Consider the following 25002-nt stretch of genomic DNA (forward strand, 5'->3'; position numbering starts at 1 on the left):
TTTAACTATTTTGTTATTGTGGTATTTGATTTAGGGATGTTGGAATTTACGAATTTAAGCCCTGCGCTCCCGTGCGGGGTTTATTTTTTCCGGAGATGTATTTATTCTTCCGCATTCAACAATTCCCGGAACCAGTATCCGGAGTCTTTAATCGTGCGTTGCTGGGTTTCAAAATTGACATGTACCAGTCCGAACCGGGCGCGATAGCCTTCGGCCCATTCAAAATTATCGGTGAGCGTCCAGGCGAAATAGCCATCTACCGGGATACCTTCTCTTTTGGCTTTGAGTACGCCTTCCAGGTATTCCGTGAAGTAACTGACACGGTCCCTATCGTGGATAGCGCCATTCTCCGCGCGTAAATCAGGGAAAGCGGCACCTCCTTCCGTGACGATCAGTTTTTTCACGCGATCGTAGGCGGAGAATTGTTTGAGCACTTCGTACAGGCCGTCGCCGTTAATTTCCCATCCCAGCGCCGTAGTAGGCACATTGCGAGCCCTGGGTTTCACTTCAGAGATATTGACTACCGGCATAAAAGCGTTGTATTTTACCACCAACGGAAAATAGTTTTGTACGCCGATAAAATCGAAATCAAACGCCAGCTTGTCCCAATCGCGCCACAGGGCGTATCTTCTTTCGATGCGCTTCAGGAGTGGGAAGTCGTTGACCGGGTAACCCATGCCCAGCGAAGGTTCCAGGAATATACGATTAAACAGCGCATCTGCTTTCCGGGCTGCTTTGAGGTCTTTTTCATTGTCGGTAAAAGGGACGATCTGTGAGCAGGAAAGAGCCGTACCAATATTAGCACCGGCGACTTCTTCCCGTACTACCCTGCCACCTTCCGCCTGCGCCATCACGGCATGGTGCACCGCCGGCAGAAACCAGGACAGGCCTATCTTTCCGGGAGCGTGTACACCCAGCATATATCCCAATGCAGTAAAGCCGAAAGGTTCGTTCAGGATGATCCAGTTTTTTACTTTGTTGCCATAAGCCTTCGTGCATACGCGCACGTAGTTTTCAAAAGCAAACACAACGCCGCGATGGCACCAACCACCTTTGTTTTCCAACGCCTGAGGCAGATCCCAGTGATATAATGTCACATAAGGTTCCAGGCCTAATTCGAGACAGGCATCTATCACCCGATGGTAAAAATCAATGCCCGCCTGGTTAACCGGGCCGGTACCACCGGGAATGATCCGGGCCCAGGACAGCGAGAAACGAAACACATTGAACCCCAGCATTTTTGCCAGCAGGATATCCTGAGTATAGCGGTTGTAGAAATCGCACGCCACCTGTGCATGGGTTTTATCGCGGATTTTTCCTTTGCGGCCGGTGAAAGTGTCCCAGATAGAAGCGCCTTTACCGTCGAGGTTGTGAGCGCCTTCGTTCTGAAAGGCAGAAATAGTGACGCCCCATAGGAAATCATCCCCGAAATCCTTCCGTGTGAAAGGGATGGCTGATTGTTGCATATGCAAAAACTGAATAAACGGTGCAGTCGGGCTGCATCAGATCAGAGTGCAGTTTACAATAGTTTAGGTAAAAAAATCATTATTTTATTGTTAACAGCGGAGGGTTCACGCAAGGCGCAAAGCAGCAAAGAGCGCAAAGAATATATAAGTGAGCAGAGAAAGCAAAGGAGCGAAGATCAGTTATTGATCTCCGCTCCTTTGCTTTCTTCTATATTCTTAATAAAAATCTTTGCGTTCTTTGCTGCTTTGCGTCTTTGCGAGAAAGCCTTATTTTGTGCAGATGACCAGGCATTTGATATATCTCAGTATTGTTACAGCAGCATTGGCTGCCTGTGGGGGGACCGGCAAAACACCCGTTCAGCAAGACACTACAACCGCTGCCGTCGGCGGAACAGACACCCTGAACCATATGGTACTTATACCAGGGGGGCGTTTCAGTATGGGGGCCGATGACAGCACCGGTATGCCTGATGAATATCCCAAACATACCGTGAAAGTAGATAGTTTCTGGATGGATGAACATGAGGTCACCAACCAGGAATTTGCCGCTTTTGTGGCGGCCACCGGTTATGTCACCACCGCTGAAAAGCCGATCTCCAAAGAAGAGCTGATGGCCAGTATGCCACCGGGTTCCCCGGAGCCCGACAGCAGTATGCTGGCGGCCGGCGCCCTGGTATTTACACCGCCGGACCATGCCGTTCCTTTCAACGATGTTTCCCAATGGTGGAGTTTTGTTGCCGGCGCCAGCTGGCAGCATCCGGAAGGCCCTGGCAGCGATATCAAAGGCCGGGAAAACCATCCCGTAACACAGGTATCCTGGCTGGATGCCCAGGCTTATGCCAAATGGGCCAGGAAAAGGCTGCCTACAGAAGCAGAATGGGAGTATGCCTCCAGGGGTGGTCTTTCCAATCAGCTATATCCCTGGGGTGGCGAAGCGCTCACTGCCGGTCAACCGAAAGCCAATACCTGGAATGGTAATTTCCCTTATAAAAACACGAAAACAGATGGTTTTACGGGCACCTCGCCGGTAAAATCGTATAAGCCTAACGGTTACCAGTTATACGACATGTCGGGTAATGTGTGGGAGTGGGTAGCGGACCTCTATGATGCCAATTATTATGCGCAGGCGGGGCAGGACGCGTCCAATCCAACCGGGCCGTCCAAAGGATATGATCCTGAAGATCCCGGTCAGCAGAAACATGTGATCCGGGGTGGGTCCTATATGTGCAGTGATGAGTATTGCCGTGGCTACCGGGTATCCGCGAGGATGAAAACCACGCCGGAATCGGGCCTGGCTAACCTGGGTTTCCGTTGCGTACGCTCAGTGGCGAACCGCTGATAACAGGTTGCGGTAGTCGCCGTTAAATCTTTTTCCGTTGATAAAAAAAGTAGGGGTACCGTTTACCCCGCTGCGGATACCGCTTTCGAAGTCGGCTTCCACTTTGCTGACCAGCTGATTGTCCTGCATGTCTTCCTTAAACTGCTCCAGGTTGAGGTGCAGCTGTTGTGCCAGCTTAGAAAACAAATCGTCTGAAAGCTCCTGCTGATGCTGATAAATAGCATCGTGCATAGGCCAGAACTGTTCCTGCCTGGCGGCTGCTTCTGCGGCCAAAGCGGCGTCCATGGCATATTCATGTGATTCTGCCAGTGGGAAATGGCGGAATACAAACTTTACATTGCTGAGCGACTGTAACAGATCCCGGACGATACCAAAAGCTTCTCCACAATAGGGACACTGAAAGTCGCCATACTCCACAATCTCCGTGGAGCCTTGCTGGTTACCGGTGACATGATCACGGCTGGTAATGGGAGGTGTAAGCATATGTTTCAATTACGAATAACAAAGTCAGGCTGTTGTGCTGATGGATTCCAACGCCTGCAGGATACCATCAGCGCCCGGGTTTTCCCCGATGGGTGACAGATAACTCCACCGGATAACACCCTGGTCATCGATAACAAATAGCGCCCGTTGGCTCACGCCATCCTGGTAAACGCCATATAGCCGGGAAACCAATCCTTTCGGTTCAAAATCGGCCAGCAGATCAAAATGCAGGTTCCGGTCTTTTGTAAAAGCCTTGTGGCACCAGGCGCCATCTACAGAGATGCCCAACAGTACAGCGTTATATCGCTCAAAAAAACGGAGCATTTCGTTATAGAGCGCCATTTGATCGCTGCATACCGGGCTCCAGTCGGCCGGATAAAATGCCAGTATCACATTTTTACCGCGGAGATCCGATAGCGTGACCAATTTATCAGGAGACGCTGCGAGGGTAAAATCGGGTGCTTTATCGCCATTCTGTAACATAGACAACAATTTTATCCGGGGGTGCCTAAGTATAACGTTAATGGCCGGAGAAAGTTGTCCCTCAACAAAAAAGCCACGGTGGCGGACCGTGGCTTTTTGAGTATTATGCGGATGTATTTTACTGTGCTGTCTTTTTGGGTTGTTCTTTGGGGATGAGGTACACAGCGTTTCCCGTGGCGGTATAACCATTTTCTCTTACCACCAATCCTGCCGCTTCACCTTCCAGCCGGATATAAATCTTTTTATCAGGGTCGTTATCGTCTATTTTCCGTGCTTTGGCCCTGGCTTTAAGTTCATCTTCTGTTAATACCGCTGCTTTGCCTCCGGAAGCTCCCCTGCGGAGCTCCTGTACTGCTTTACCTTGGCCCGCTGATTCCCCTGGTGCTTTTCCCTGAACGGAGGTGGCAGGCTCGTAACGTTTTTTATTGGAAACCAACCAGGCACGGGTATAGACAACGATGACCCCGGCACGGGCTCTTTCCCCGAGTTCGGCGATCATACTACCAGGCATGCGTTCACCTTTGTATACACTGACAGACTCGATATCGCCGGGTGACAGTGCAGAGATTTCTGCGCTGCTGGTACATACCTTGTCATTGATGATGTAAATCGGTTCCTGACCATCTGCTGTCTTCAAGGGTGATTGTCCCGGCTGTATAGTAACCGTTGGTGCTACAACAGTTGCCCTGTCGGCGGACATATTTACGGTAGTGGCAGCGCTGCCATCGGGTGCGGTTACCTGCTGTACGGTTACTTCAGGTCTTTTCTCTACTACGGTAGCACCCTTGGGGTCTGGGTTGGGATTGGGCCTGACAGCGGGGCTGTGAGATCTGGCTCTCCTGGTTTCCAGGATTACCCCAGGTTTTATCGTAGTATCCGCCACTGCGGGGGAAGATTTCCAGGGGCTTACGGAAGCCTTGCTGTAGTTGAGAGATAACACCAGGCCGCCCACCAAAGCGCCCAATGCCACATAACGCACCAGCTGGATGGTTGATGATTTTTTACTGTTCATCATAATGATCCTGTTTTTTAAATGTGAGAAATTGAAATTGTTTGCGATGGCCGTCGCATATGGGATCCCACTAACTTTTATCAGACTGTATTGATAAGCTGTTTTGTCGACACCCTGTTTCAGCAGGTGGCGGTCGGTGATAAACTCCAGGTTTTCGCGGATAGCTGTTTTCATGAGCCAGGCGCCCGGATTAAACCAGTAGAAGATGTTGTTCAGTTCGCCCAGTATCACGTCGATACTATGCCATTGCTGTACATGCACTTGCTCATGGGAGAGAATGCCGAATCGTTCATCTGGCTGGTGCAGAGATGGATTGATATAGATATAACGGAAAAAAGAAAACGGATTCACCTGTTGTTGCAACGTTCGTACCGGTACGCCGTCTACCGTATCCGGACTGGAACGCCGGTGAATGCGCCATAATGAAATGAGCTGGATAGCCAGGCGGATGGTCATTACTGCTACTCCTATCCAAAAGAGGTATACCAAAGCAGACCATACCGTGAAACGTTCATCCGGTACCGTTAGGGCACTCAGATCTGGCAGGTAGGCGATGCCGCCGGCAATGGTTTCGTGGCGGTCCACAAATGCGTTGACAGACACCAGCGGAAACAGCGAAGAGCAAACAATGCCCGATAACAGGAATACGCGGTTAAGCGTGTAGAAAGTCAGTCGCCGTAAGCCCAGCCGGTAAGCCAGGAAAAACAAGGTGAGCGCCACATTGGCTTTGAACAGGTATATCAGTATGGCAGGTATCATTGTTCCGGTTTTTATTTGTTACCATTTTCGATCATCTTAATGATCTCTTTTAATTCATCCGGGCTGATTTTTTTCTCCTTTGCGAAAAAGGACACCAACTCCTTGTAGGAGTTTTCAAAGTAATCCTTCACAAAACCACTCATGAATTTGTTTTTATAGGTCACCTCCTCTATCACCGGCGTATATTCATATACGTTACCCACCTTACGGCTTTCCAGGTATCCTTTTTTCTCCAGGTTTTTGATGGTGGATGCCAGGGTAGTGTACGGCGGCGCCGGTGCAGGGTGATTCTCCAGAAAATCTTTCACAAACCCCTTCCCTGTTTTCCATATCGAGAGCATCGCTGCTTCCTCCTGTTGTGTGAGCTTTTCCATATAGTGCTATTTGTTATCTACGAATGTTTCGTAAATCTACGAAAGTTTCGTAACTAAAGAAATATTTTTTTGGAAGAAGGAAAATTTAGCCCGTAAGTAGTTAATTATCAATATAAAATAAAAAAGGATTGGCTTAAAAGGAATGGCTCGTTGCGATTCAGGCATTGTTTGGGGTGTCCGGGCAAATAAATGATCTAACCGTATCTCCTGGGCTTCGTGTATCGATACCCGTATCCAAAATACAAAGGGCTGACCAACCGGCCAGCCCTTGCTATACTTTGTTTTAAACCTTCTGATGCATTAAGGCAATACCTCAGCTAATTTCTTTTCGAGGTCTTCGCCGCGCAGGTTTTTAGCGACGATCTTTCCTTTGGGATCGATCAGCACGTTCTGCGGGATGGCGCGTACGCCGTACAGTTCAGCAGCTGCATTTTTCCAGCCTTTCAGGTCGGAAACATGTGTCCAGGTGAGTTTGTCGGCTTCTACAGCAGCCAGCCATTTGTCTTTTTTATCATCGAGGGAAACACCCAGGATTTCAAAACCTTTGTCTTTGAATTTGCCATATGCTTTTACCACGTTCGGGTTTTCAGCACGGCAGGGACCGCACCAGCTGGCCCAGAAATCAACCAGTACATATTTTCCACGGAAGGAAGAGAGGTTGATATCTTTACCGTTGGCATCGGCTTGTGCAAACTCGATAGCAGATTGACCTACCGCTGTTTTGCGGGCAGATTCCAGGCGTTTGGCGAACTCTTTACCGGAAGGAGAGTTTTTTGCTTCCTTGCCCAGTTTTTTAAACAGGGGAGTTACTTCGTCTGGTTTGACATCATAGCCAGCTACCTGGTTCAGCACATACAGTGCGATAGGAGAGCCGGTGTTTTTAGCGAAAAAGTCGTTTTCGATTTTTTTCTCTTCAGCGTCCAGTGCGTCGAAGGAAGCATCCAGTTTTTTCAGCCCTTCTTCGTCTTTATTTTTGGCAAGTTCGCGGTACTGCTGCTGCAGCGCGGCGCCTTTTTCGTTCACATCTTTCAGTTGTTCCTGCAGCTTTTTATAATCTTCGTTGGCACGGGAACCACTTACACTGGCCTTGCTGATGGAATCGGTAGTGGTTACTACGATGGTACCTTTATCCAGAAATACGGCCAGCATATCCCGGCCCATAGACATCGGTTTTTCACCACTGCGTTGTACCAGCATGAGACTAGCCAGTAACGGCTCTTCCAGGCTACCGGAAAGGGTGAATTTACCATCTTTTATTTGTGCACTGTCGGTAACCCATTCACCGCCCTTACGCATTCTCAGGAAGATGGTGGCTGGCTTTTGCTGCTGGGAAATAGTTCCCTGGATAGTGAACGGTTTGCCTGCACCCGCCTTTTTATCCTGGGCGGACAACGCTACAGCTGGCATCAGTAGGGCGATCCCTACAACATATTTCTTCATTGGTTTTTAATTTTTGAACGAATAACAAATTTGATGAATCAGGCGCGTATTGTCAACCTGATTTTGATAAGCGGCTATTTCAGGATTTCCTGGAGCTTTTGTTCCAGTTCTTCTCCCCGCAGGTTTCGGGCGATGATAGTGCCATCGGGGCCGATCAACATGTTCGCAGGGATGGATTGTATACCGTACTGCACCGCTACTTCATTGCCCCAGCCTCTCAGATCAGACACCTGTGTCCAGGCAAGCCCATCCTGCTTAACGGCCCGCAGCCAGCGTTCCCGGTCGTTATCGAGGGATACGCCCAGGATGGTGAAGTTTTTACTTTTATACTTGTTATAAGCTTTTACAACATTGGGATTTTCCTGCCTGCAGGGACCGCACCAGCTGGCCCAGAAGTCCACCAGCACATATTTCCCTCTGAAAGAAGAAAGTTTTACCGGGTTACCCTTTTCATCTTCCTGGGAAAAATCATCCGCAGGAATATTCAGGGCATTGGCTTTCAGGCTTTTTATGTAGGCGGTAACACTGTTGCCATAAGCGCTTTCCTGGACAGATTTGTCGAGGGAATTAAACAGCTGCTGGAATTCAGCCGGCTCCACGCGGGAACGCAGCTCATTCATCATCAGCCAGATGCTGGCAAGACTTTTAGGATGTGTTTTGATAAATTCCGTACCGGTTTTAACGATATCCTGGTTGAACTTATCCGCTTTATTGCGGAAAGCTTTCTTCGCCGGCTCGTCTTCCGGATGAATCTCGCGGGCTTCCTGATTGAGGTCCTGCGCCCTTTTAATCAACGGATCAAAGGCTTTCTGGTACGCCTGCATCGCAACGGTATTGTCGTTTCCCTTTACGGCAGACGCCAGTGGATAAGTGGTAGTAGCGGTGGTGAAATGAATCGGTTCACCACCGGAGACAAACAGCATGGGATAATTCACATCCTGTAAAATCAGCGCGTATACAGACGGTTCCTTACCAGCTTTTACCTTGAAGGTGAACTGCTCGTTTTGGATGGTCACGGAGTCATCCGGGTTATTGTCCTGGTCGTCGAACAGGTATATTTTCTTGCCATTTGCTCCTTTCACAATACCGGACACCTGCTGGGCATAAACACTTGCAGATAACAAAGCACCCGCGGCTAACAGGAAAATTCCTTTCATTATAATTTATTTTAATTAATTAGTAGGGCCGTAATTTACAACAAATACAAAATACGAAAAGCGAATTACGAACAGCGCACTAAATATACACAAAAAACACCATGTATATTCCCCGTACTCCGTTGATAATTCGCTATTCACAGCAGCCTGGAGGCTGTTATTTATGTCTTTCTTTTAACACCTTTATAACGTCTGCCAGGGTAAAACCTTTAGCCTGCAAGAGTACCAGGTAGTGAAACAACAGATCGGCCGATTCATTGAGAAATAGCTCGTCATTATCGTCTTTGGCTTCGATCACTACTTCCACGGCTTCCTCTCCTACTTTCTGCGCTACTTTGTTGATTCCCCTGGTAAAGAGCTGGGACGTATAGGATTTATCGGAAGGATTGTTTTTCCGGTCGGTGATAATGCTTTCGAGACGTGCCAGGAAATCGTTGCTGGTGTTGACTTCATTCCAGCAGGTATCTGCGCCGGTATGGCATACCGGTCCTACGGGATTAGCCTTGATGAGGATGGTATCAGAATCACAGTCTACTTTCAGGTCCTGCAACAGCAGGAAGTTACCACTCTCCTCTCCTTTTGTCCACAGGCGTTTTTTAGAACGGCTGTAGAAGGTTACTTTGTTGTCAGCCAGGGTTTTGTCCAGTGCTTCGCGGTTCATGTAACCGAGCATCAGCACCTTGCCGGTAGCGGCATCCTGGATGATGGCCGGAACCAGGCCATCGGCCGATTTTTCAAAATCTATCTGCATGATTAGCAATTTCAACGATGGTTAAAACCGAACATTCACACCTTTTCCGTACAGGAAGGTTTTAAGCGCCGGTATTTCAATTTCTTTATAGTGGAAGATGCTGGCAGCCAGGGCCGCATCGGCCTGTGCGTTTTCAAATACCTCCACAAAATGTTCCATGGTACCGGCGCCGCCGGAAGCGATTACCGGCACATGCAGGTTTTGCGCCAGTTGACCGGTAATATCCTGTGCAAAGCCCTGTTTGGTACCGTCGTTATTCATGGAGGTAAGCAGGATCTCTCCCGCGCCACGGTCCACCGCTTCTTTGGCCCAGTCAAATGCTTTGCGGTCTGTTTTTACCCGGCCACCGTTCAGGTATACGTACCAGTCACCATCTTCAAAACGGGTGTCAATAGCCAGCACGATACACTGACTGCCAAACTCCCGGGCCAGGGTGTCTACCAGGCCGGGATTTTTAAATGCAGCCGTATTCACAGAGATCTTATCTGCACCGGATTGCAGCAGTACGTTCACATCCTCTACTTCGGCGATGCCGCCGCCTACGGTAAACGGAATGTTCACATGCCGGGCAATACGGGTCACCAGTTCGGCCAGTGTTTTTCTTCGTTCATTCGTTGCCGTTATATCCAGGAACACCAGTTCATCTGCGCCCTGGGAGGCATATAGCGCACCCAGTTCAATGGGATCGCCTGCATCCCGGATATTTTCAAAATTAATACCTTTCACGGTACGGCCGTCTTTGATATCCAGACAGGGTATGATACGTTTGGTCAGCATACAGTCAATGTTTTAGAGGAATGATTTTAATTCCGCCGTTGATATTTTTCCTTCGTAGATCGCTTTGCCGATGATGACGCCATGGCAACCTATTTCCTGCAGTGCAGCCACATCCCCGATATTGCTCACACCACCGCTGGCTACAAAGTTAATATGGGGGAACTCTCCCAGTATTTTTTTATAGAGATCGATGGAAGGGCCTGCCAACAGGCCGTCCTTTGCGATATCGGTACAGAAGATATGTTGCACCCCTTTCTCCACATTGGAAGCCAGGAAATCGAAGACAGACAGGCCGGTGGTTTCCAGCCATCCGCCTACCGCGATCTTTTCGTCTTTCACATCAGCGCCGAGGAAAATTTTATCGGCCCCGTAACGTTGTACCCAGCTGAAAAACAGTTCCGGCGATTTCACCGCCATGCTGCCGATAGTAGCCAGCGCCGCTCCACATTCATATACGATATCCAGGTCCTTGTCAGTTTTGATACCGCCGCCAAAATCTGTTACCAGGGATGTTTTACCGGCGATATTCTCCAGCACTTTCCAGTTTACCACGGCGCCTTTTTTGGCACCGTCGAGATCTACCAGGTGAAGGCGGCGAACGCCCAGCGCTTCAAACTCTTTGGCCACTTCCAGCGGATGTTCGTTGTACACCTTTTGCTGGTTGTAGTCGCCCTGCGTGAGGCGTACACATTTACCACCGATGATATCGATAGCGGGAATCACCTCAAAACGTTTGGCTGCCGGTGGCGTTAATGCTATTTCCATGCGGATGAAATTAATACCGTCTTTTATAAAATAATTGCCCCGGGTGGTATACCCGAGGCGCTCGTAAAAAGATACTGCCGTGTCACGGGCGTTGCACCAGAGGAGTTTGATATTTTCTTTCCGGCAGATGTCTGACAGGTGCGCCAGGATGGCTTTCCCATAGCCTTTCCCCTGGGCAGCAGGCAGGGTGGCCAGTTTGCGGAACTGGGCCTCGCTTTTTCCGGGGAACAGGGATACGACTGTGAGCAACTGCCCACCTTCGAACACGCCGAAGTGCAGGCCGTCAGCATCATGATCTACCTTTACAGCTTCCAGCGATGCCTGCGGATACAATACATCCCGGCGCAACTGTAAGGTATCATCTGCACTAATCCTTCTGATTTGCATCCTATAAATTCAAAAAGTTTTCAATGATACGGGAGCCGTGTTCCGCCGATTTTTCCGGGTGGAACTGCACCGCGTAAAAATTATCTTTCTGCAGGGCCGCACTGTAGTTGATCACATAGTTGGTGATGGCTACGGTATCAGCGCCCAGCGCTGCATAATAGCTATGCACAAAGTACATGTAGGAATTCTCCGGTACATGTTCAAACATTACGCTGTGTAAACCGGTAATATTGTTCCAGCCTATCTGCGGTATTTTCAGCAGGTTTTCCACCGGAGAAGTGAAACGTTTTACCTCCAGGTCAAAAACACCGATACAGGTTGTATCGTTTTCTTCCGAATGGCGGCATAACAGCTGCATACCCAGGCAAATGCCCAGGACAGGCTGTTTCAGGCCGGCAATCAGCTGGTCCAGCTTACGTTCCTTCAGATACTGCATGGCCGTGCTGGCTTCGCCTACTCCCGGGAAAATTACCCTGTCGGCCGACATGATTTCTTCCGGGTTGTCCGTTACGATACCGTTCACGCCTAAACGTTCCAGCGCAAACTGTACGGAGCGGATATTACCGGCATTGTATTTTATGATGGCTGTTTTCATAATCAGTTTTTGATAGCGCCGATAAAAGTACGAACTGAACTGTCAATATCCTTGCTTTGTTCAATTGCTTTGATAAAAGCCGTACCGATAATAGCGCCGTTGGTATAACGGCAGGCGGTGTCGAAAGTGGCTTTGTCTTTAATCCCAAATCCAATGAGCACCGGGTTTTGCAGTTTCAGTTGCTGCAAACGCTCGAAATAAGCCTGCTGGTGAGACATGTCTTTGTCTTTACCGGTAGTGGAAGACGAAGACACGGCATACAGGAAACCTTTGCTGAGACTATCCAGTTTATGAATACGGGCCTCGGTGGTTTCCGGCGTTACCAGGAAAATAAGGTGTACATTATATTTTTCAAACACCGCTTTATAGTCTGCTTCGTATTCCGCCATGGGCAGGTCCGGCAGGATAATGCCATCCACGCCTACTTCCGCACATTTTTTCACAAAGGCTTCCACGCCGTACAGCAACACAGGATTTAAATAACCCATGAGGATAACGGGAACGTGTATACGATCTCTGAAACCATCCAGTTGTTCAAAGAGTTTATGCAGGCTCATACCATTTTTCAGCGCGCGGGTACCGCTATCCTGGATCACGGGGCCATCGGCCAGCGGATCGGAGAAAGGCATGCCCAGCTCTATGAGGTCTGCGCCATGTTGTTGCAGGGCCGTCATCACCGGCAGGGTGTCGTTGAGTTCCGGGAAACCGGCAGTGCAATATATATTCAAAACGCCATGTTGTTTGGCAGCAAACAATTGGTCAATACGGTTTTGCATACTCCAATTTATTTATTCATGTGACGGATATAGGTATTCAGGTCTTTATCACCACGGCCGGAAAGGCATACCACCACTACATCATCAGCATTGAAGGGGATGTCTTTCAGTTTAGCCAGCGCATGGGCTGATTCCATGGCGGGAATAATACCTTCCAGTTTGCTCAGCTCATAACCGGCGGCCAGGGCTTCTTCATCGGTAGCGTCGAGGAACATGGCGCGGCCTGTTTCATACAGGTGTGCGTGCATGGGCCCGATACCGGGATAGTCCAGTCCGGCGGAGATAGAATAAGGCTCGGTGATCTGGCCGTCTTCTGTTTGCATGAGCAATGTTTTAGCAGCGTGGATGATACCTATTTTACCCAGTTGGGTAGTAGCAGCAGAGTGACCGCTGTGTACCCCTTTACCACCGGCTTCTACGGCGACCAGCTTTACGGCGTCTTCATCCAGGTAGTGGAAGAAAGCGCCTGCTGCGTTACTACCGCCACCAATGCAGGCAACTACGTAGTCAGGCAGTTCGCTGCCGGTTTTTTCCAGCAACTGTTTGCGGATTTCTTCGCTGATCACAGACTGGAGGCGGGCCACCATATCAGGATAAGGATGCGGACCGGCAGCGGTACCGAGGATATAATGCGTATCTACCGGGTTGTTGATCCAGTCGCGGATCGCTTCGTTGGTAGCGTCTTTTAAGGTTTGACTGCCGCTGGTGGCCGCTACTACGGTAGCTCCCAGCATTTTCATGCGGGACACGTTGGGCGCTTGTCTTTCGATGTCGATGCTACCCATGTATACCACGCATTCCATGCCCATCAGCGCACAAACAGTGGCGGTAGCCACCCCGTGCTGACCGGCGCCGGTTTCCGCGATGATACGGCTTTTGCCCAGGCGTTTTGCCAGCAGGATTTGCCCGATGGTGTTGTTTATCTTATGGGCGCCGGTATGGTTCAGGTCTTCTCTTTTGAGGTAGATTTTCGCCTTGTATTTTTCAGACAGGCGTTTAGCAAAATACAGCGGAGAAGGGCGGCCTACATAATCCCGCAGCAGGGATTCAAATTCCTGTTGAAAAGAAGGGTCGCTGAGCACTTCCATATATTTCCGTTGCAGTTCATCCACGTTGGGGAACAGCATCTCGGGAACATAAGCGCCACCAAACCTGCCATAATAGCCATTCTTATCTACCTGATATCTGGATTTGCTGGTGTCAATTGCAATGTCCATGACAAATATTTTTTTATTGGGTTATTTGATTATTGAAGCGCATCCCGTCTACAAACTGTTTTACTTTTTGCAGGTTTTTGATGCCTGGCGCGTCTTCAAATTTGCTGTTGATGTCTACGGCAAAGAGCGCGGGCAGTTGCAGTTCGCGGATGATATCCACATCTTCCGGGGCGATGCCGCCACTCAGCAGGAACGGATGCTCAAACGGATATTGCTGCAGCAGTTCCCAGTTGAACCGTTCGCCGGTACCACCATAACCTTTTACAGAGGCTGTATCGAACAGGAAATAATCCGTTGCCGGTACATAAGGCGCTAACGTTTCCCAGCTCACGTCGTTGCCTATACGAAAAGCTTTGATCACCGGTACTGTTTCCCGGATGGCTGCGCAGAAGACCGGCGTTTCATCACCGTGCAGTTGTACGAGGTCCAGCGCATAGTCTGCTACGGTGCGTCGTATCTGTTCGGCCGTAGCATTCACAAATACGCCTACCTTGCGGATACCCGTTGTTTCCCGTACAGTACGGGCATCCATCTTATTGGCCGCAAAACGGGGTGACTTTTCATAAAAGATAAATCCCGCGTAATCCACCTGGTTATTGGTCAGCCCTTGCAGATCTGCTACCCTGGTTATACCGCAAACTTTAATACGCATAATGAGATTATTTAGCCTGCAGATCGTTTAATGTTTGTACAAAGTTTTCAAAAGCACGGGCAGGATCTTCCTGGCGCATAAAATGTTCGCCGATCAGGAAACCTTCGAAGCCGGCTGCTTTGAGTGTTACAATCGCCGCAGGGTCGTTGATACCGCTTTCTGCCACCTTTATTTTATCTGCCGGTATTTTCGGCGCCAGTTCACAGGAGCGGTTAAAATCCACCTGGAAAGTGATCAGGTCGCGGTTGTTGACCCCTACGAGGTGGGTATGGTCCGTTACCTTTTCCAGTTGTGCTTCGCTATGCACTTCCAGCAGTACTTCCAGGCCCAGGTTGTGGGCAAACTGTGCGAGGTGCGCTACCTGTGCAGCGTCCAGGCATTCCGCGATAAGCAGGATCACATCGGCGCCAATAGCTTTGGCTTCGAGTATCTGGTATTCATCGATCACAAAATCCTTGCGCAAAATGGGTATCTGGTTGAAGCTGCGGGCCTGTTGCAGGTCGTCGGACGAGCCGCCGAAATATTTTTCGTCGGTTAGTACGGAGAGGCCGGAGGCGCCATAGCGGGTATAGGCCGTAGTGACCTGTTGCACCGTTACCTCGCCGTTGATGAGCCCTTTAGAGGGGGAGCGCCGTTTGAATTCTGCGATGATACCGGTTTTTTCCGGGTGTTGCAGGAAGCTGCGGAGCGAGAGCGGCTCGCGTTCAAACATAGACGTTTGCTGCAGCTCTGCTGCACTGCGTTGTAGTTTGCGGGCCGCTACTTCCACCTGTTTATGGGCGACTATTTCTGCTAATATGTTTTTCATCAGCCTTATTGTAGTTCAATCAGTTTTTTGAATGCTTTATGGGCATTACCCGATTCCAGGGATTCCACGGCAGCAGCAAATGCATCTTCATAAGAGTTGTGTTTGCCGAGGCTATAAAGGCCCATGGCGGCGTTGGCCAGTACGACCGAGTTTTGCGCCCAGGTGCCTTCCCCTTTGAGTATTTTCATAAAGATTTTCGCAGCTTCTTCCACCGTGTTACCGCCGTAGATATCTTCCGGATGTACTTTACGTTTGCCGAGCTGTTCCGGTGTCCAGTCCTGTTCCCCGGCGTTGGTGATGACTTTGGTATCAGCCGTCAGGGAAATTTCATCATAACCATCGAGACTGTGTACAATGACAAACTTCTTATCGGTTTGCTGGAACAGGTAATTGTATACGCGTGCCATTTCCAGGCTGTATACGCCAATCAGCTGGTGCTGGGCGAAAGCCGGGTTTACCAGGGGGCCGAGCATATTAAAGAACGTACGGATACCCAGTTCGCGGCGGATGCCGGCCACATTTTTGAGGGCCGGATGAAACAGCGGAGCGTGCAGAAAACAGAGGCCTGCTTCTTCCAGTTCTGTACGGAGTTTGGCGTCGTCGGCTTTGAACTTGTAGCCTACCAGCTCCATGAGATTGGAAGCGCCGCTGATGGAAGACACGCCATAGTTGCCGTGTTTAGCCACTTTACCACCGGCGCCGGCCACGATAAAGCACGACAAGGTAGAAATATTAAAGGTATTTTTTGCATCCCCGCCGGTACCTACGATATCCAGTACATCGTAGCCGTTCAGTTTTACAGGGATACACAGCTCCAGGAGGGCGTCACGGAAGCCCAGCAGCTCATCGATGGTGATGCTGCGCATAAGGAACACGGTCATGAAAGCAGCAAGTTCACTTTCATTGTACATGCCTTTGGAGATGTTAATCAGGATATCTTTCGCGCCTTCACGGGTGAAGGTTTTATGTTCGAACAGGTAGTTAAGTATCTTTTTCATACCAGATTGATGTATTTAAAATGAGCAAAGAGAAGGTGAAAAACGGCGGTGGTATTATATTGCCAGCCAGTTTTTCAATATCTGTTCTCCCTGTGGCGTGAGTACACTTTCCGGGTGGAACTGTACGCCGCTTACATCGTATTTGTTATGTTGCAGGGCCATGATAAAACCTTCCTCATCTTCCGCAGTGAGGGTGAGTTCTGCCGGGAGGGTGGCTTTGTCTATCACCCAGGAGTGATAACGGCCAGCCTGTATCTCGCGGGGCAGGCCATTAAAGAGGCGTCCTGCATCAGATACAATTTTCACGCTGGTCGCTACGCCGTGGTATACTTCACTGAGGTTGGTCAGCGAACCACCGAAAGCCTGTCCGATGGCTTGTAAGCCCAGGCATACCCCGAAAATGGATTTGGAAGGCGCATATTCTTTGATCAGCGGCAACAGCAGGCCGGCTTCCTCCGGAATACCGGGACCTGGCGACAGGATGATCTTATCATAGTCGTTCACTTTTTCCAGGGGAATTTCATCGTTGCGGACAACGGTTACTTTGCCGTTGACCAGCTTTTCCACGAGGTGAACGAGGTTATAGGTAAAAGAGTCGTAATTATCGAAAACGAGGATGTTCATGTCAGATTTTTTGTGCCAGCAGGATGGCTTGTTTTAATGCATTGAGTTTATTGCCTACTTCCTCCAGTTCGGAAGAAGCTACCGACTTCGCCACTACACCGGCTCCGGCCTGATAGTAAAGGGTGTTCATTTTACTGAGCATAGAGCGGATCATAATAGCGTGGTTAAAGTTGCCATTAAAGCCCACCCAACCAATACAGCCGCCGTAGAAGCCGCGGGAAGTAGGTTCCAGCTGGTCAATGATCTGCATAGCGCGATACTTGGGCGCTCCGGAGAGTGTGCCTGCCGGGAAAGAAGAGGCCAGCAAGTCGAAAGGATTCGTGGCCGGATCTACCTGTCCTTTTACTTCGCTCACCAGGTGGATCACATGTGAATAGTACTGTACCTGGCGGTAGGTAGACACTTCCACGTTGGTGGCGTTTCTGCTGAGGTCATTACGGGCAAGGTCCACCAGCATAACGTGTTCTGCATTTTCTTTAGGGTCCTGCAGTAGTTTATCAGCCAGTACTTTATCCTGCCGGTCATCGCCGGTACGGCGGAAAGTGCCTGCGATCGGGTGTATAGCGGCCACGCCGTCTTTGATCACGATTTGTGCTTCCGGAGAAGAACCCATTAATTTATAATCGCCGTAATCGAAGAAGAAGAGGTAAGGAGAAGGGTTGATAGAGCGGAGGGCGCGGTATACGTTGAATTCGTCGCCGGAGAAGGACCGTTGGAAAGCGCGGGAGAGGACCACCTGGAAAACATCACCGCGGAAACAGTGTTGTTTGCCTTGTTCCACCATCTGCATATACTCCGCGTCTGTCATGTTACTGGTTTCCTCTCCGGTGGTGGCAAATGGATAGCCGGGGGAATCTTTGTGGCGGATGAGTGATTCTACCAGGTCAAACTCACTATCGAGGCCTTCTATCTGGTTTTCGCAGATGTACAGTTCATCTTTGAAGTGGTTGATGGCGATCACATATTGGTAAAACCGGTACCGCATCAGGGGTATTTCCGCGTTACCGCCTTTTTTATTTTTATTGAATTCCAGTGTTTCGAAGAACTGTACTGCATCAAAAGTGCTGTAACCGAAAAGCGTTTGGGCCAGGGGCACCGGGTTATCGGCGTTGAAGGAGAAAGTGCCCAGGAACTTCTGCAGTTCGTCCAGTACTTTTTGTTTGTCTTTCAGCTCCTTCTTTTCCACCGGCAGATTGGGGTATTTGAATTCAAAGTGGCTGGTAGAAGTCACTTCGATGCCTGCAATAGGTTTGATGCAGATATAGGAGTAGCTGTTTTCGCTGGCGCGGTAATCGGTGCTTTCCAGGAGGATAGAGCCGGGAAACTTGTCGCGCAACCGCAGATAGATGCCTACTGGCGTGAAAATGTCCGCCAGCATCTGTTTGGATCTTGTTTTTACTTGAATGGTACGCATGATATTCAGGGTGAAAGTGATTGCTATTTGTTAAAAAATGGAGACGCCGAAAAAGCCGAAAGGCCCGCTGTGTAACAGCGAGCCTTTCCAAGTATATTTCAGACGAAACATGGCACTGTAACACAGATCAGGATTTGATTCCGTGCCACCACCAATATTTATTTGTCATGATATTTTTCATAGCGAGACAAAATTGGAACATTTTTATAACAAATGCAAATTTTTTTTTCCCGCCGGGCAACCGCTGATGATTTACCCTATAACATACCCTTGGTGCTTGGCAGCTGCATATTATACGGATTACGTTTTACCGCCATCCGTATGGCTTTAGCGAAACTTTTAAAGATCGCCTCTATCTTATGATGTTCATTCTGGCCTTCTGCTTTAATGTTCAAATTTGCCTTCGCGCCATCTGAGAAAGACTTAAAGAAGTGGAAGAACATTTCGGTAGGCATCTCTCCTATCTTCTCCCGTTTAAATTCCGCATCCCATACCAGCCAGTTACGGCCACCAAAGTCGATGCCCACCTGCGCCAGGCAGTCATCCATCGGCAGGCAGAAGCCGTAGCGTTCTATCCCGCGTTTGTCGCCCAATCCTTTGGCAATGGCTTCCCCCAGTGCAATACCGGTGTCTTCAATGGTGTGGTGCTCATCAATATGCAGGTCACCTTTCGCGACGATACTTAAATCGATGGAACCATGGCGGGCAATCTGATCCAGCATATGATCAAAAAAACCTAAACCGGTGCGAATATCTGCTTTACCACTGCCATCCAGATTCAGGTTAATGGTAATATCGGTTTCATTTGTTTTTCGTAGATGCGTTACCGTTCTAAGGCCCAGTTTCAGGAATTCATAGATGCGGTTCCAGTCGGTAGACTCCAGCGCGATCACCGAAGCCAGCGCCTGTGCAGTCTCATTGATCTCTGCGCCACCGAGGCCGGTACCTTCGTTGAGCCAGATAGCTTTAGCGCCTAAATTCTTGGCTAGTTGCACATCGGTGATACGGTCACCGATCACAAAAGAGTTGGCCAGATCATATCCGTCAGAAAAGAAGCGGGTGAGCATACCGGTACCAGGCTTGCGCGTAGGGGCATTATCAGCCGGGAAAGAACGGTCGATGAATACTTCACTGAAATTCACGCCTTCGTTTTCAAAGGCTTTCATGATCATATTCTGCGCAGGCCAGAAAGTATCTTCCGGGAAAGATGCCGTACCCAGGCCGTCCTGGTTGGTCACCATCACCAACTCATAGTCCAGCTCCGCAGCGATGCGGGCCATGTTTACAAATACTTTGGGATAAAACTCCACTTTGTCCAGGCTGTCGATCTGGTAGGTTGGCGGCACTTCCTTGATAAGCGTACCATCGCGGTCTATAAAGAGCACTCGTTTCATGCAGATACCGGTGTTTCAGTTTTCGGAATAAAAGATTTTAAAGCATCGAGGAGTTGCACGTTTTCCTCCGGCGTGCCCACGGTGATACGGAGGCAGCCCATGCAGAGTTCTACTTTGGAGCGGTCACGCACTACTATACCCTTTTCCGTCAGGTATTGATAAATACCTTTGGCATCGGTGGTTTGTACCAGTATGAAGTTGGCATCGCTGGGGTATACGTTCAGCACCTGCGGCAGCTTTTCCAGGCCGGCAGAAAGCAGATCACGCTCCACCACGATATCACGTATCCATTCGTTCACCTGCGCTATATTGTTCAGCGCCTGCAAAGCCAGGTCCTGCGTAGCCTGCCCGATATTATAGGGAGGTTTCACCTTATTGAACACGTTGATGATATCCTCTCCGGCGAAAGCCATGCCTACGCGAAGTCCTGCCAGTCCCCATGCTTTGGACAGGGTTTGCAGCACCACGAGGTTCGGGTACTCTGTCAGCTCCTGGATAAAAGACTTCTGACGGGAGAAATTAATATAGGCTTCATCCACCACCACAATACCATCAAAATTATTCAGCAGCAATTCCACATCTTCCCGGTTGATAGAATTGCCGGTAGGATTGTTCGGAGAGCAAATGAATATCAGTTTGGTATTTTCATCCACCGCCTGTTGCAGTGCTTCGAGGTCCAGCTGGAAATCGGGCGTGAGGCTCACTTTGCGGATGGTTACATCGTTGATGTGGGCGCTTACTTCATACATACCGTAGGTAGGCGGGCAAAGCACCACGTTATCACGGCCACCGGGATTGCAGAAAGCACGGTACAGCAAATCAATGGGTTCATCGCTGCCGTTGCCGAGGAAGATATTCTGCGGCGGTACGCCTTTGATATCGGCCAGTTTGTATTTCAACGGCCACTGCATCGGATCGGGGTAGCGGTTATAGTTAACCGGCAACGGCGAACCGAAGCTGTTTTCGTTGGCATCCAGGAATACGGAAGCCTGTCCTTTAAACTCATCCCTGGCAGAGGAATAAGGTACCAGTCTTTTTATATTTTCCCTGAGCAGGGATTCGAGATTAAACATGATATTTTGATATTTGGATATTTGATTATTGAAGTCTGACGGCGACAGCGTTTTTATGTGCATCCAGTCCTTCCGCGGCAGCCATGGCTTCAATAGTGGGACCAATCTGCTGCAGTCCTTGTGCACTGATTTGCTGGAAGGTGATTTTCTTCACGAAGCTATCCAAAGATACGCCACTATAGGCCGTAGCATAGCCGTTGGTCGGCAGCGTATGGTTGGTGCCCGAAGCGTAGTCACCCGCGCTTTCCGGCGTATAGTTACCCAGGAATACAGAACCCGCATTGATGACCTTATCCGCCACGTTGAGCTCGTTACGACAGGCCAGGATCAGGTGTTCCGGCGCATAAGCGTTGAGCATGTCCATCGCCGTATCGATATCGGGTACCAGTATCATCTTGCTGTTATCCAGCGCTGCCGTAGCAATAGATTTGCGGGGCAGTTTATCCAGCTGCGCCTGCAGGGCTTTTTCCACATCGGCGAGCACTTTTTCACTGGTAGTCACCAGTACCACCTGGCTATCCGGACCGTGTTCCGCCTGTGAAAGCAGGTCCGCCGCCACAAAATCAGGCACGCAGCTGTCATCCGCCAGCACCGCCACTTCTGAAGGACCAGCCGGCATATCGATGGCGACGCCTCTTTTGTTGACGAGTTGTTTAGCACAGGTAACGTACCGGTTACCCGGACCGAAGATTTTATATACTTTGGGTACCGTTTCCGTACCATAAGCCATCGCACCGATAGCCTGCACGCCGCCGATGGTAAATACCCGGGAGATGCCCACCAGTTGAGCCGTATACAGGATAGCCGGGTGCAGCGAAGGCGTACAAAGTACGATCTCCTTACAACCTGCGATGGTAGCAGGGATACCCAGCATCAGGATGGTAGAGAACAAAGGCGCAGAGCCCCCCGGAATATACAATCCTACCTTTTCTATGCCCACTGGTTTGCGCCAGCATTGTACACCGGGCATGGTTTCGACGACCTGTGTTTTTTCCTGTTGTGCTTTGTGGAAAGTAGTGATGTTTTGTGCCGCCTGTTGGATAGCCGCTTTCAGCGCAGGTTCCAGGGCTGCTTCCGCCGCAGCGAAAGCTTCCGGTTTCACCTCCAGGTCAGTCAGCTGTACCTTATCAAATTCGGCCGCATATTTTTTCACCGCCTGGTCGCCGTTATCGCGCACATCGCGGAGAATGGCTTCCACTTTAGCTTCCAGCGCAGTGGTATCCATCACCGGGCGTTGCAGCAGTGTGTTCCAGGTAGCTTTATCGGGAAATTTTATCGTTTGCATGTTTGTCGCTTCTTGTTATCAGATCACCATTTTTTCGATGGGCACTACCAGGATACCCTGTGCACCGGCGGCTTTCAGGCTTTCGATGATGTCCCAGAAATCATTTTCATTGAGTACAGAGTGAACAGAGCTCCATCCTTCCTGTGCCAGCGGCAGTACTGTAGGGCTTTTCATGCCGGGCAGCAGTCCAATGATTTCATTGAGTTTTTCATTGGGTGCGTTGAGCAGGATGTATTTGGTGTTTTTAGCTCTTTTTACTGCCTGGATGCGGAACACCAGTTTGTCGAGCAGCTGTTGCTGGGCAGGCTGCAGGTTGTGGCAGGCAGCGAGCACCGCTTCAGATTTGAGCACCGTTTCCACTTCCTTGAGGCCGTTCATAAAAAGTGTAGAACCGCTGCTAACGAGGTCGCAGATAGCATCTGCGAGACCAATACCGGGGGCTATTTCCACGGAGCCGCTGATCTCGTGAATTTCCGCTTTAATATTATTGCGTTGCAGGAATTCCTGTACAATTACCGGGTAGCTGGTAGCGATGCGGGTATTCTCCAGATCCTTTACCGTGGTGTATTCCATGGATTTGGGCACTGCCATGGACAGGCGGCATTTACCGAAGCCCAGTTTCTCCACGACATTGACCTGTTTTTTCTTTTCCAGGACGACGTTTTCGCCTACGATACCAATATCCGCCACCCCATCTTCAATATATTGCGGAATATCATCATCACGGAGGAAAAACACTTCCAGTGGGAAGTTACTGGCTTCCGTTTTCAGTTTGTTGACACCATTATTGATGTCGATGCCGCATTCCTTCAGCAATTTGATGGAATCATCGTGCAGGCGGCCGGATTTCTGGATGGCGATCTTTAGTTTCATGGTGTGTAAAAAATAAAAAAGGGGCTTACCGTGTGGTAAGCCCCTTGAAGATGAATCTAATATGTTAAAGTATACACATTATCATCCCAGCCTACCTGTGCGGTAAGAATGATGGTGATGATGGATATGTACGTTGATAATCATAATGTCGGGTACAAAAATAATAAGTAAATCGGGAAATCAAACTTATTTTTTTGTTAATCACCATTTAATTTTCAGGCCAGCTAAAAAATTTCCACTGCGCCTGTTTTAGCACTGCTTTTCCCCATCCGGTTGATTTGCTGTTCATTAGCCATCCACAGGCCTTCTGCGCTTTGCAAACGATCTGTTAACGGATTTTTTAAACTAAATTATTTAGCGTTATTTTGCTAATAATATTAGTATTCATTTAAAGCGATAGTTGTATGGAAGCATTGAAGTGGAGTGAGCCTAACATGACCCTGCCATATTTTGATACCAGTATTTCTGCGGGTCTTCCCTCACCTGCCCTGGGCAACGAACAGGAAAACATTGATCTTTCCCGTATTTTTTCTACGGATGCACGTCACACCCTGATCGTACGGGTAAAAGGCGACGGTATGAGCGAAGCGCATATTCCGGACGGCAGCCTGGCCGTGGTGGACCGATCGGCCCGCCCTTCCACCGGAGATATTATTGTAGGCACTTTTAACGGTGAATTTATTATCAAACGGCTGGTAAAAGCCGGGCGTAACTGGGTATTACATTCCGAAAATCCGTTTTACAAACCGGTAGTGATCCCGGAAGACGCGGATTTCCAGGTATGGGGCATTGTAACGGCAGTGATTATGGACATGCGTAAATAGACCATTATGCATCATCCGTTAACGTTATTATCTGCAGCGCTGTTATCCGCACTGCAACAGGAAGGATATAAAATATTCGTCCGACAATCTTATCCGGCGGGCATTTCCACCGCCGACACCCATGTCCGCGAAGCGTTTTTATTGACGCCCTATAAAGACATTGCCAGCGCCAACGCTCATTTTCAGCATATCCGGTTCGACCGGCGCAAGTATATTTACCAGTCCTTCCACCCGGAAGAAGTGGAGAAACTTTACCAGGCAGCTTCACAGCCGGCAGGCTATAAAATATACGTCGCCCTGATTGATCCGGAACACCAGACTCCGGACCCGGCGTTAACGCTGCATATACGACGTTATATCAGCCAATATACAGCCTGGCCGCCGGAACATATCCACCTGCAATATGCCCTGCATTACGGGGAATTATATCTCTCCCTGCAATATGGAGATGAAGAAATAAAAGTACCTTTACCGGCAATAGAAAGCTACTACAAATAATGTGTTACGATATCGCGCTGAATGCCAACCTGCAAAAGATCCTGAAGCGGGTACCGCTGCTTCAGACAGCCGGCAACCTGGACTTTGACTTTGCAGCTACCCACCATAAAATTGGTATGTCTTTTCCGCTGTGGCCCGTCATTGTGGACAACAACGGTTTGCAGGTGGACCGGTATACCTGGGGGCCCATCCCCAAACTGCTGGATACCGCGGAGAAAGTAAAACGGCAAAGGCAAATGTACCTCAATGCCCGCAGCGAAAAAGTACCGGAAAGCGGCACCATGTGGAACGCTATCCGTCATCAGCGCTGCCTGGTACCGGTGACCGGTTTCTTTGAATACCGCCAGATACCCGGTTGGAAAAACAAAGTAGCTTACTATATCCATTCCCGTGAGCAGGATATTTTCTTTATCGCCGGACTATGGGCCTACTCCAACTCCTGGGATGTGGATAAACCTGAACGTATCCCCACCTTCACATTACTCACCCGTGCTGCCAATCCGGTGATGCAACAGATACATAACGGCGGCGACAATGCCGGCAGAATGCCACTGATGTTATCAGATGAACTGGCCCTGCAATGGGTTAAAAAGGACCTAACAGATACGGATATACGTCAAATTATACAGTATGAATACCCGGCGCCACAGCTGGAATACTGGCCGGTCAATTCTGTCCGTAAAGTTAAACCGGACGATGAAAGTGTGATTGCGCGGGTGGAATATGATAACCTGCCGCCGGTTGTTTGATTTACGGATTTTTTGATTTACGGATTTTG

At 49.4% G+C, this 25002-nt stretch carries 26 protein-coding genes; 4 read left to right on the forward strand and 22 right to left on the reverse strand.

Annotated elements, in window-relative coordinates; all coding sequences use genetic code 11:
• Window positions 1-101 precede the first annotated feature (101 nt).
• Window positions 102-1466, reverse strand: a complete 1365-nt coding sequence (locus tag ICL07_RS19545) for a GH1 family beta-glucosidase (protein WP_188089699.1) — start codon at window positions 1464-1466, stop codon at window positions 102-104.
• A gap of 280 nt (window positions 1467-1746) precedes the next feature.
• Between ICL07_RS19545 and ICL07_RS19550 the strand changes: the two genes are divergently transcribed.
• On the forward strand, window positions 1747-2805 hold the full coding sequence (locus ICL07_RS19550) for a formylglycine-generating enzyme family protein (RefSeq protein ID WP_188089700.1): 1059 nt from the start codon (window positions 1747-1749) through the stop codon (window positions 2803-2805).
• On the opposite strand, the gene ICL07_RS19555 is transcribed toward ICL07_RS19550, so the two are convergent.
• The 21 genes from ICL07_RS19555 to hisG form a co-directional block, all read right to left on the reverse strand.
• Window positions 2788-3288: a DsbA family protein gene (locus ICL07_RS19555; RefSeq protein WP_188089701.1), complete on the reverse strand. Its 501-nt coding sequence runs from the start codon at window positions 3286-3288 to the stop codon at window positions 2788-2790. The genes ICL07_RS19550 and ICL07_RS19555 overlap by 18 nt on opposite strands.
• A gap of 24 nt (window positions 3289-3312) precedes the next feature.
• Window positions 3313-3771 (reverse strand): redoxin domain-containing protein, encoded by a 459-nt coding sequence (locus ICL07_RS19560; RefSeq protein ID WP_188089702.1) that lies wholly within the window; start codon window positions 3769-3771, stop codon window positions 3313-3315.
• Between the two features lie 118 nt (window positions 3772-3889).
• A complete protein-coding gene (locus ICL07_RS19565; protein ID WP_188089703.1) occupies window positions 3890-5542 on the reverse strand; it encodes a M56 family metallopeptidase in 1653 nt (550 codons plus the stop codon).
• 11 nt (window positions 5543-5553) lie between these two features.
• Window positions 5554-5916, reverse strand: a complete 363-nt coding sequence (locus tag ICL07_RS19570) for a BlaI/MecI/CopY family transcriptional regulator (RefSeq protein WP_188089704.1) — start codon at window positions 5914-5916, stop codon at window positions 5554-5556.
• 300 nt (window positions 5917-6216) lie between these two features.
• The gene (locus ICL07_RS19575; protein ID WP_188089705.1) at window positions 6217-7356 is read right to left on the reverse strand and encodes a TlpA disulfide reductase family protein; all 1140 of its coding nucleotides are present in this window, start codon (window positions 7354-7356) and stop codon (window positions 6217-6219) included.
• A gap of 74 nt (window positions 7357-7430) precedes the next feature.
• The gene (locus tag ICL07_RS19580; protein WP_246485094.1) at window positions 7431-8513 is read right to left on the reverse strand and encodes a TlpA disulfide reductase family protein; all 1083 of its coding nucleotides are present in this window, start codon (window positions 8511-8513) and stop codon (window positions 7431-7433) included.
• A gap of 157 nt (window positions 8514-8670) precedes the next feature.
• Window positions 8671-9264: a bifunctional phosphoribosyl-AMP cyclohydrolase/phosphoribosyl-ATP diphosphatase HisIE gene (gene hisIE, locus ICL07_RS19585; protein WP_188089706.1), complete on the reverse strand. Its 594-nt coding sequence runs from the start codon at window positions 9262-9264 to the stop codon at window positions 8671-8673.
• A 21-nt stretch (window positions 9265-9285) separates the two neighbouring features.
• Window positions 9286-10041 (reverse strand): imidazole glycerol phosphate synthase subunit HisF, encoded by a 756-nt coding sequence (gene hisF / locus ICL07_RS19590; protein ID WP_188089707.1) that lies wholly within the window; start codon window positions 10039-10041, stop codon window positions 9286-9288.
• Window positions 10042-10053: 12 nt separating this feature from the next.
• Window positions 10054-11193 carry a 1-(5-phosphoribosyl)-5-[(5-phosphoribosylamino)methylideneamino]imidazole-4-carboxamide isomerase gene (gene hisA, locus ICL07_RS19595; protein WP_188089708.1) on the reverse strand — a complete coding sequence of 380 codons (1140 nt, stop codon included), beginning with the start codon at window positions 11191-11193 and terminating at the stop codon, window positions 10054-10056.
• A gap of 1 nt (window position 11194) precedes the next feature.
• Complete coding sequence (gene hisH, locus ICL07_RS19600; RefSeq protein WP_188089709.1) at window positions 11195-11788, reverse strand: imidazole glycerol phosphate synthase subunit HisH; 594 nt, start codon at window positions 11786-11788, stop codon at window positions 11195-11197.
• Window positions 11789-11790: 2 nt separating this feature from the next.
• The gene (gene trpA, locus ICL07_RS19605; RefSeq protein ID WP_188089710.1) at window positions 11791-12564 is read right to left on the reverse strand and encodes a tryptophan synthase subunit alpha; all 774 of its coding nucleotides are present in this window, start codon (window positions 12562-12564) and stop codon (window positions 11791-11793) included.
• An 8-nt stretch (window positions 12565-12572) separates the two neighbouring features.
• Window positions 12573-13781 carry a tryptophan synthase subunit beta gene (gene trpB / locus ICL07_RS19610; RefSeq protein WP_188089711.1) on the reverse strand — a complete coding sequence of 403 codons (1209 nt, stop codon included), beginning with the start codon at window positions 13779-13781 and terminating at the stop codon, window positions 12573-12575.
• Between the two features lie 13 nt (window positions 13782-13794).
• Complete coding sequence (locus ICL07_RS19615) at window positions 13795-14433, reverse strand: phosphoribosylanthranilate isomerase (RefSeq protein WP_188089712.1); 639 nt, start codon at window positions 14431-14433, stop codon at window positions 13795-13797.
• A 7-nt stretch (window positions 14434-14440) separates the two neighbouring features.
• Window positions 14441-15241 carry an indole-3-glycerol phosphate synthase TrpC gene (gene trpC / locus ICL07_RS19620; protein ID WP_188089713.1) on the reverse strand — a complete coding sequence of 267 codons (801 nt, stop codon included), beginning with the start codon at window positions 15239-15241 and terminating at the stop codon, window positions 14441-14443.
• A gap of 5 nt (window positions 15242-15246) precedes the next feature.
• Window positions 15247-16239, reverse strand: coding sequence for an anthranilate phosphoribosyltransferase (trpD, locus tag ICL07_RS19625; protein ID WP_188089714.1), 993 nt, complete (start codon window positions 16237-16239; stop codon window positions 15247-15249).
• Between the two features lie 54 nt (window positions 16240-16293).
• On the reverse strand, window positions 16294-16863 hold the full coding sequence (locus ICL07_RS19630) for an anthranilate synthase component II (protein WP_188089715.1): 570 nt from the start codon (window positions 16861-16863) through the stop codon (window positions 16294-16296).
• A 1-nt stretch (window position 16864) separates the two neighbouring features.
• Window positions 16865-18277: an anthranilate synthase component I family protein gene (locus ICL07_RS19635; protein WP_188089716.1), complete on the reverse strand. Its 1413-nt coding sequence runs from the start codon at window positions 18275-18277 to the stop codon at window positions 16865-16867.
• Between the two features lie 257 nt (window positions 18278-18534).
• A complete protein-coding gene (gene hisB, locus ICL07_RS19640; protein WP_188089717.1) occupies window positions 18535-19671 on the reverse strand; it encodes a bifunctional histidinol-phosphatase/imidazoleglycerol-phosphate dehydratase HisB in 1137 nt (378 codons plus the stop codon).
• Window positions 19668-20744 carry a histidinol-phosphate transaminase gene (gene hisC / locus ICL07_RS19645; RefSeq protein WP_188089718.1) on the reverse strand — a complete coding sequence of 359 codons (1077 nt, stop codon included), beginning with the start codon at window positions 20742-20744 and terminating at the stop codon, window positions 19668-19670. Before hisC ends, hisB begins: the two co-directional genes overlap by 4 nt.
• 25 nt (window positions 20745-20769) lie before the next feature.
• Window positions 20770-22029 carry a histidinol dehydrogenase gene (hisD, locus tag ICL07_RS19650; RefSeq protein WP_188089719.1) on the reverse strand — a complete coding sequence of 420 codons (1260 nt, stop codon included), beginning with the start codon at window positions 22027-22029 and terminating at the stop codon, window positions 20770-20772.
• 18 nt (window positions 22030-22047) lie between these two features.
• Window positions 22048-22902 (reverse strand): ATP phosphoribosyltransferase, encoded by an 855-nt coding sequence (gene hisG / locus ICL07_RS19655; RefSeq protein WP_188089720.1) that lies wholly within the window; start codon window positions 22900-22902, stop codon window positions 22048-22050.
• A 404-nt stretch (window positions 22903-23306) separates the two neighbouring features.
• Here hisG and ICL07_RS19660 point away from each other — a divergent pair, with 404 nt between their 5' ends.
• The 3 genes from ICL07_RS19660 to ICL07_RS19670 are packed head-to-tail and all read left to right on the forward strand — an operon-like array spanning window position 23307 to window position 24973.
• Window positions 23307-23726, forward strand: coding sequence for a LexA family protein (locus ICL07_RS19660; protein WP_188089721.1), 420 nt, complete (start codon window positions 23307-23309; stop codon window positions 23724-23726).
• A gap of 6 nt (window positions 23727-23732) precedes the next feature.
• Window positions 23733-24224, forward strand: coding sequence for a hypothetical protein (locus tag ICL07_RS19665; RefSeq protein WP_188089722.1), 492 nt, complete (start codon window positions 23733-23735; stop codon window positions 24222-24224).
• Window positions 24224-24973, forward strand: a complete 750-nt coding sequence (locus ICL07_RS19670) for an SOS response-associated peptidase (protein ID WP_188089723.1) — start codon at window positions 24224-24226, stop codon at window positions 24971-24973. Before ICL07_RS19665 ends, ICL07_RS19670 begins: the two co-directional genes overlap by 1 nt.
• Window positions 24974-25002 lie beyond the last annotated feature (29 nt).

Source organism: Chitinophaga qingshengii, from assembly GCF_014529935.1.
Taxonomy (GTDB): Bacteria; Bacteroidota; Bacteroidia; order Chitinophagales; family Chitinophagaceae; genus Chitinophaga; species Chitinophaga qingshengii.

Coding starts and splice junctions, on each gene's coding strand:
- trpD (WP_188089714.1), bottom strand. CDS start 16,239: ATGAAAAAGATACTTAACTACCTGTTCGAACATAAAACCTTCACCCGT.
- hisF (WP_188089707.1), bottom strand. CDS start 10,041: ATGCTGACCAAACGTATCATACCCTGTCTGGATATCAAAGACGGCCGT.
- ICL07_RS19670 (WP_188089723.1), top strand. CDS start 24,224: ATGTGTTACGATATCGCGCTGAATGCCAACCTGCAAAAGATCCTGAAG.
- hisH (WP_188089709.1), bottom strand. CDS start 11,788: ATGAAAACAGCCATCATAAAATACAATGCCGGTAATATCCGCTCCGTA.
- hisB (WP_188089717.1), bottom strand. CDS start 19,671: ATGAAACGAGTGCTCTTTATAGACCGCGATGGTACGCTTATCAAGGAA.
- ICL07_RS19560 (WP_188089702.1), bottom strand. CDS start 3,771: ATGTTACAGAATGGCGATAAAGCACCCGATTTTACCCTCGCAGCGTCT.
- hisC (WP_188089718.1), bottom strand. CDS start 20,744: ATGTTTAATCTCGAATCCCTGCTCAGGGAAAATATAAAAAGACTGGTA.
- ICL07_RS19555 (WP_188089701.1), bottom strand. CDS start 3,288: ATGCTTACACCTCCCATTACCAGCCGTGATCATGTCACCGGTAACCAG.
- ICL07_RS19575 (WP_188089705.1), bottom strand. CDS start 7,356: ATGAAGAAATATGTTGTAGGGATCGCCCTACTGATGCCAGCTGTAGCG.
- ICL07_RS19545 (WP_188089699.1), bottom strand. CDS start 1,466: ATGCAACAATCAGCCATCCCTTTCACACGGAAGGATTTCGGGGATGAT.
- trpB (WP_188089711.1), bottom strand. CDS start 13,781: ATGGACATTGCAATTGACACCAGCAAATCCAGATATCAGGTAGATAAG.
- ICL07_RS19550 (WP_188089700.1), top strand. CDS start 1,747: ATGACCAGGCATTTGATATATCTCAGTATTGTTACAGCAGCATTGGCT.
- ICL07_RS19615 (WP_188089712.1), bottom strand. CDS start 14,433: ATGCGTATTAAAGTTTGCGGTATAACCAGGGTAGCAGATCTGCAAGGG.
- trpA (WP_188089710.1), bottom strand. CDS start 12,564: ATGCAAAACCGTATTGACCAATTGTTTGCTGCCAAACAACATGGCGTT.
- ICL07_RS19660 (WP_188089721.1), top strand. CDS start 23,307: ATGGAAGCATTGAAGTGGAGTGAGCCTAACATGACCCTGCCATATTTT.
- ICL07_RS19570 (WP_188089704.1), bottom strand. CDS start 5,916: ATGGAAAAGCTCACACAACAGGAGGAAGCAGCGATGCTCTCGATATGG.
- ICL07_RS19635 (WP_188089716.1), bottom strand. CDS start 18,277: ATGCGTACCATTCAAGTAAAAACAAGATCCAAACAGATGCTGGCGGAC.
- hisA (WP_188089708.1), bottom strand. CDS start 11,193: ATGCAAATCAGAAGGATTAGTGCAGATGATACCTTACAGTTGCGCCGG.
- trpC (WP_188089713.1), bottom strand. CDS start 15,241: ATGAAAAACATATTAGCAGAAATAGTCGCCCATAAACAGGTGGAAGTA.
- ICL07_RS19580 (WP_246485094.1), bottom strand. CDS start 8,513: ATGAAAGGAATTTTCCTGTTAGCCGCGGGTGCTTTGTTATCTGCAAGT.
- ICL07_RS19630 (WP_188089715.1), bottom strand. CDS start 16,863: ATGAACATCCTCGTTTTCGATAATTACGACTCTTTTACCTATAACCTC.
- hisIE (WP_188089706.1), bottom strand. CDS start 9,264: ATGCAGATAGATTTTGAAAAATCGGCCGATGGCCTGGTTCCGGCCATC.
- ICL07_RS19665 (WP_188089722.1), top strand. CDS start 23,733: ATGCATCATCCGTTAACGTTATTATCTGCAGCGCTGTTATCCGCACTG.
- hisG (WP_188089720.1), bottom strand. CDS start 22,902: ATGAAACTAAAGATCGCCATCCAGAAATCCGGCCGCCTGCACGATGAT.
- ICL07_RS19565 (WP_188089703.1), bottom strand. CDS start 5,542: ATGATACCTGCCATACTGATATACCTGTTCAAAGCCAATGTGGCGCTC.
- hisD (WP_188089719.1), bottom strand. CDS start 22,029: ATGCAAACGATAAAATTTCCCGATAAAGCTACCTGGAACACACTGCTG.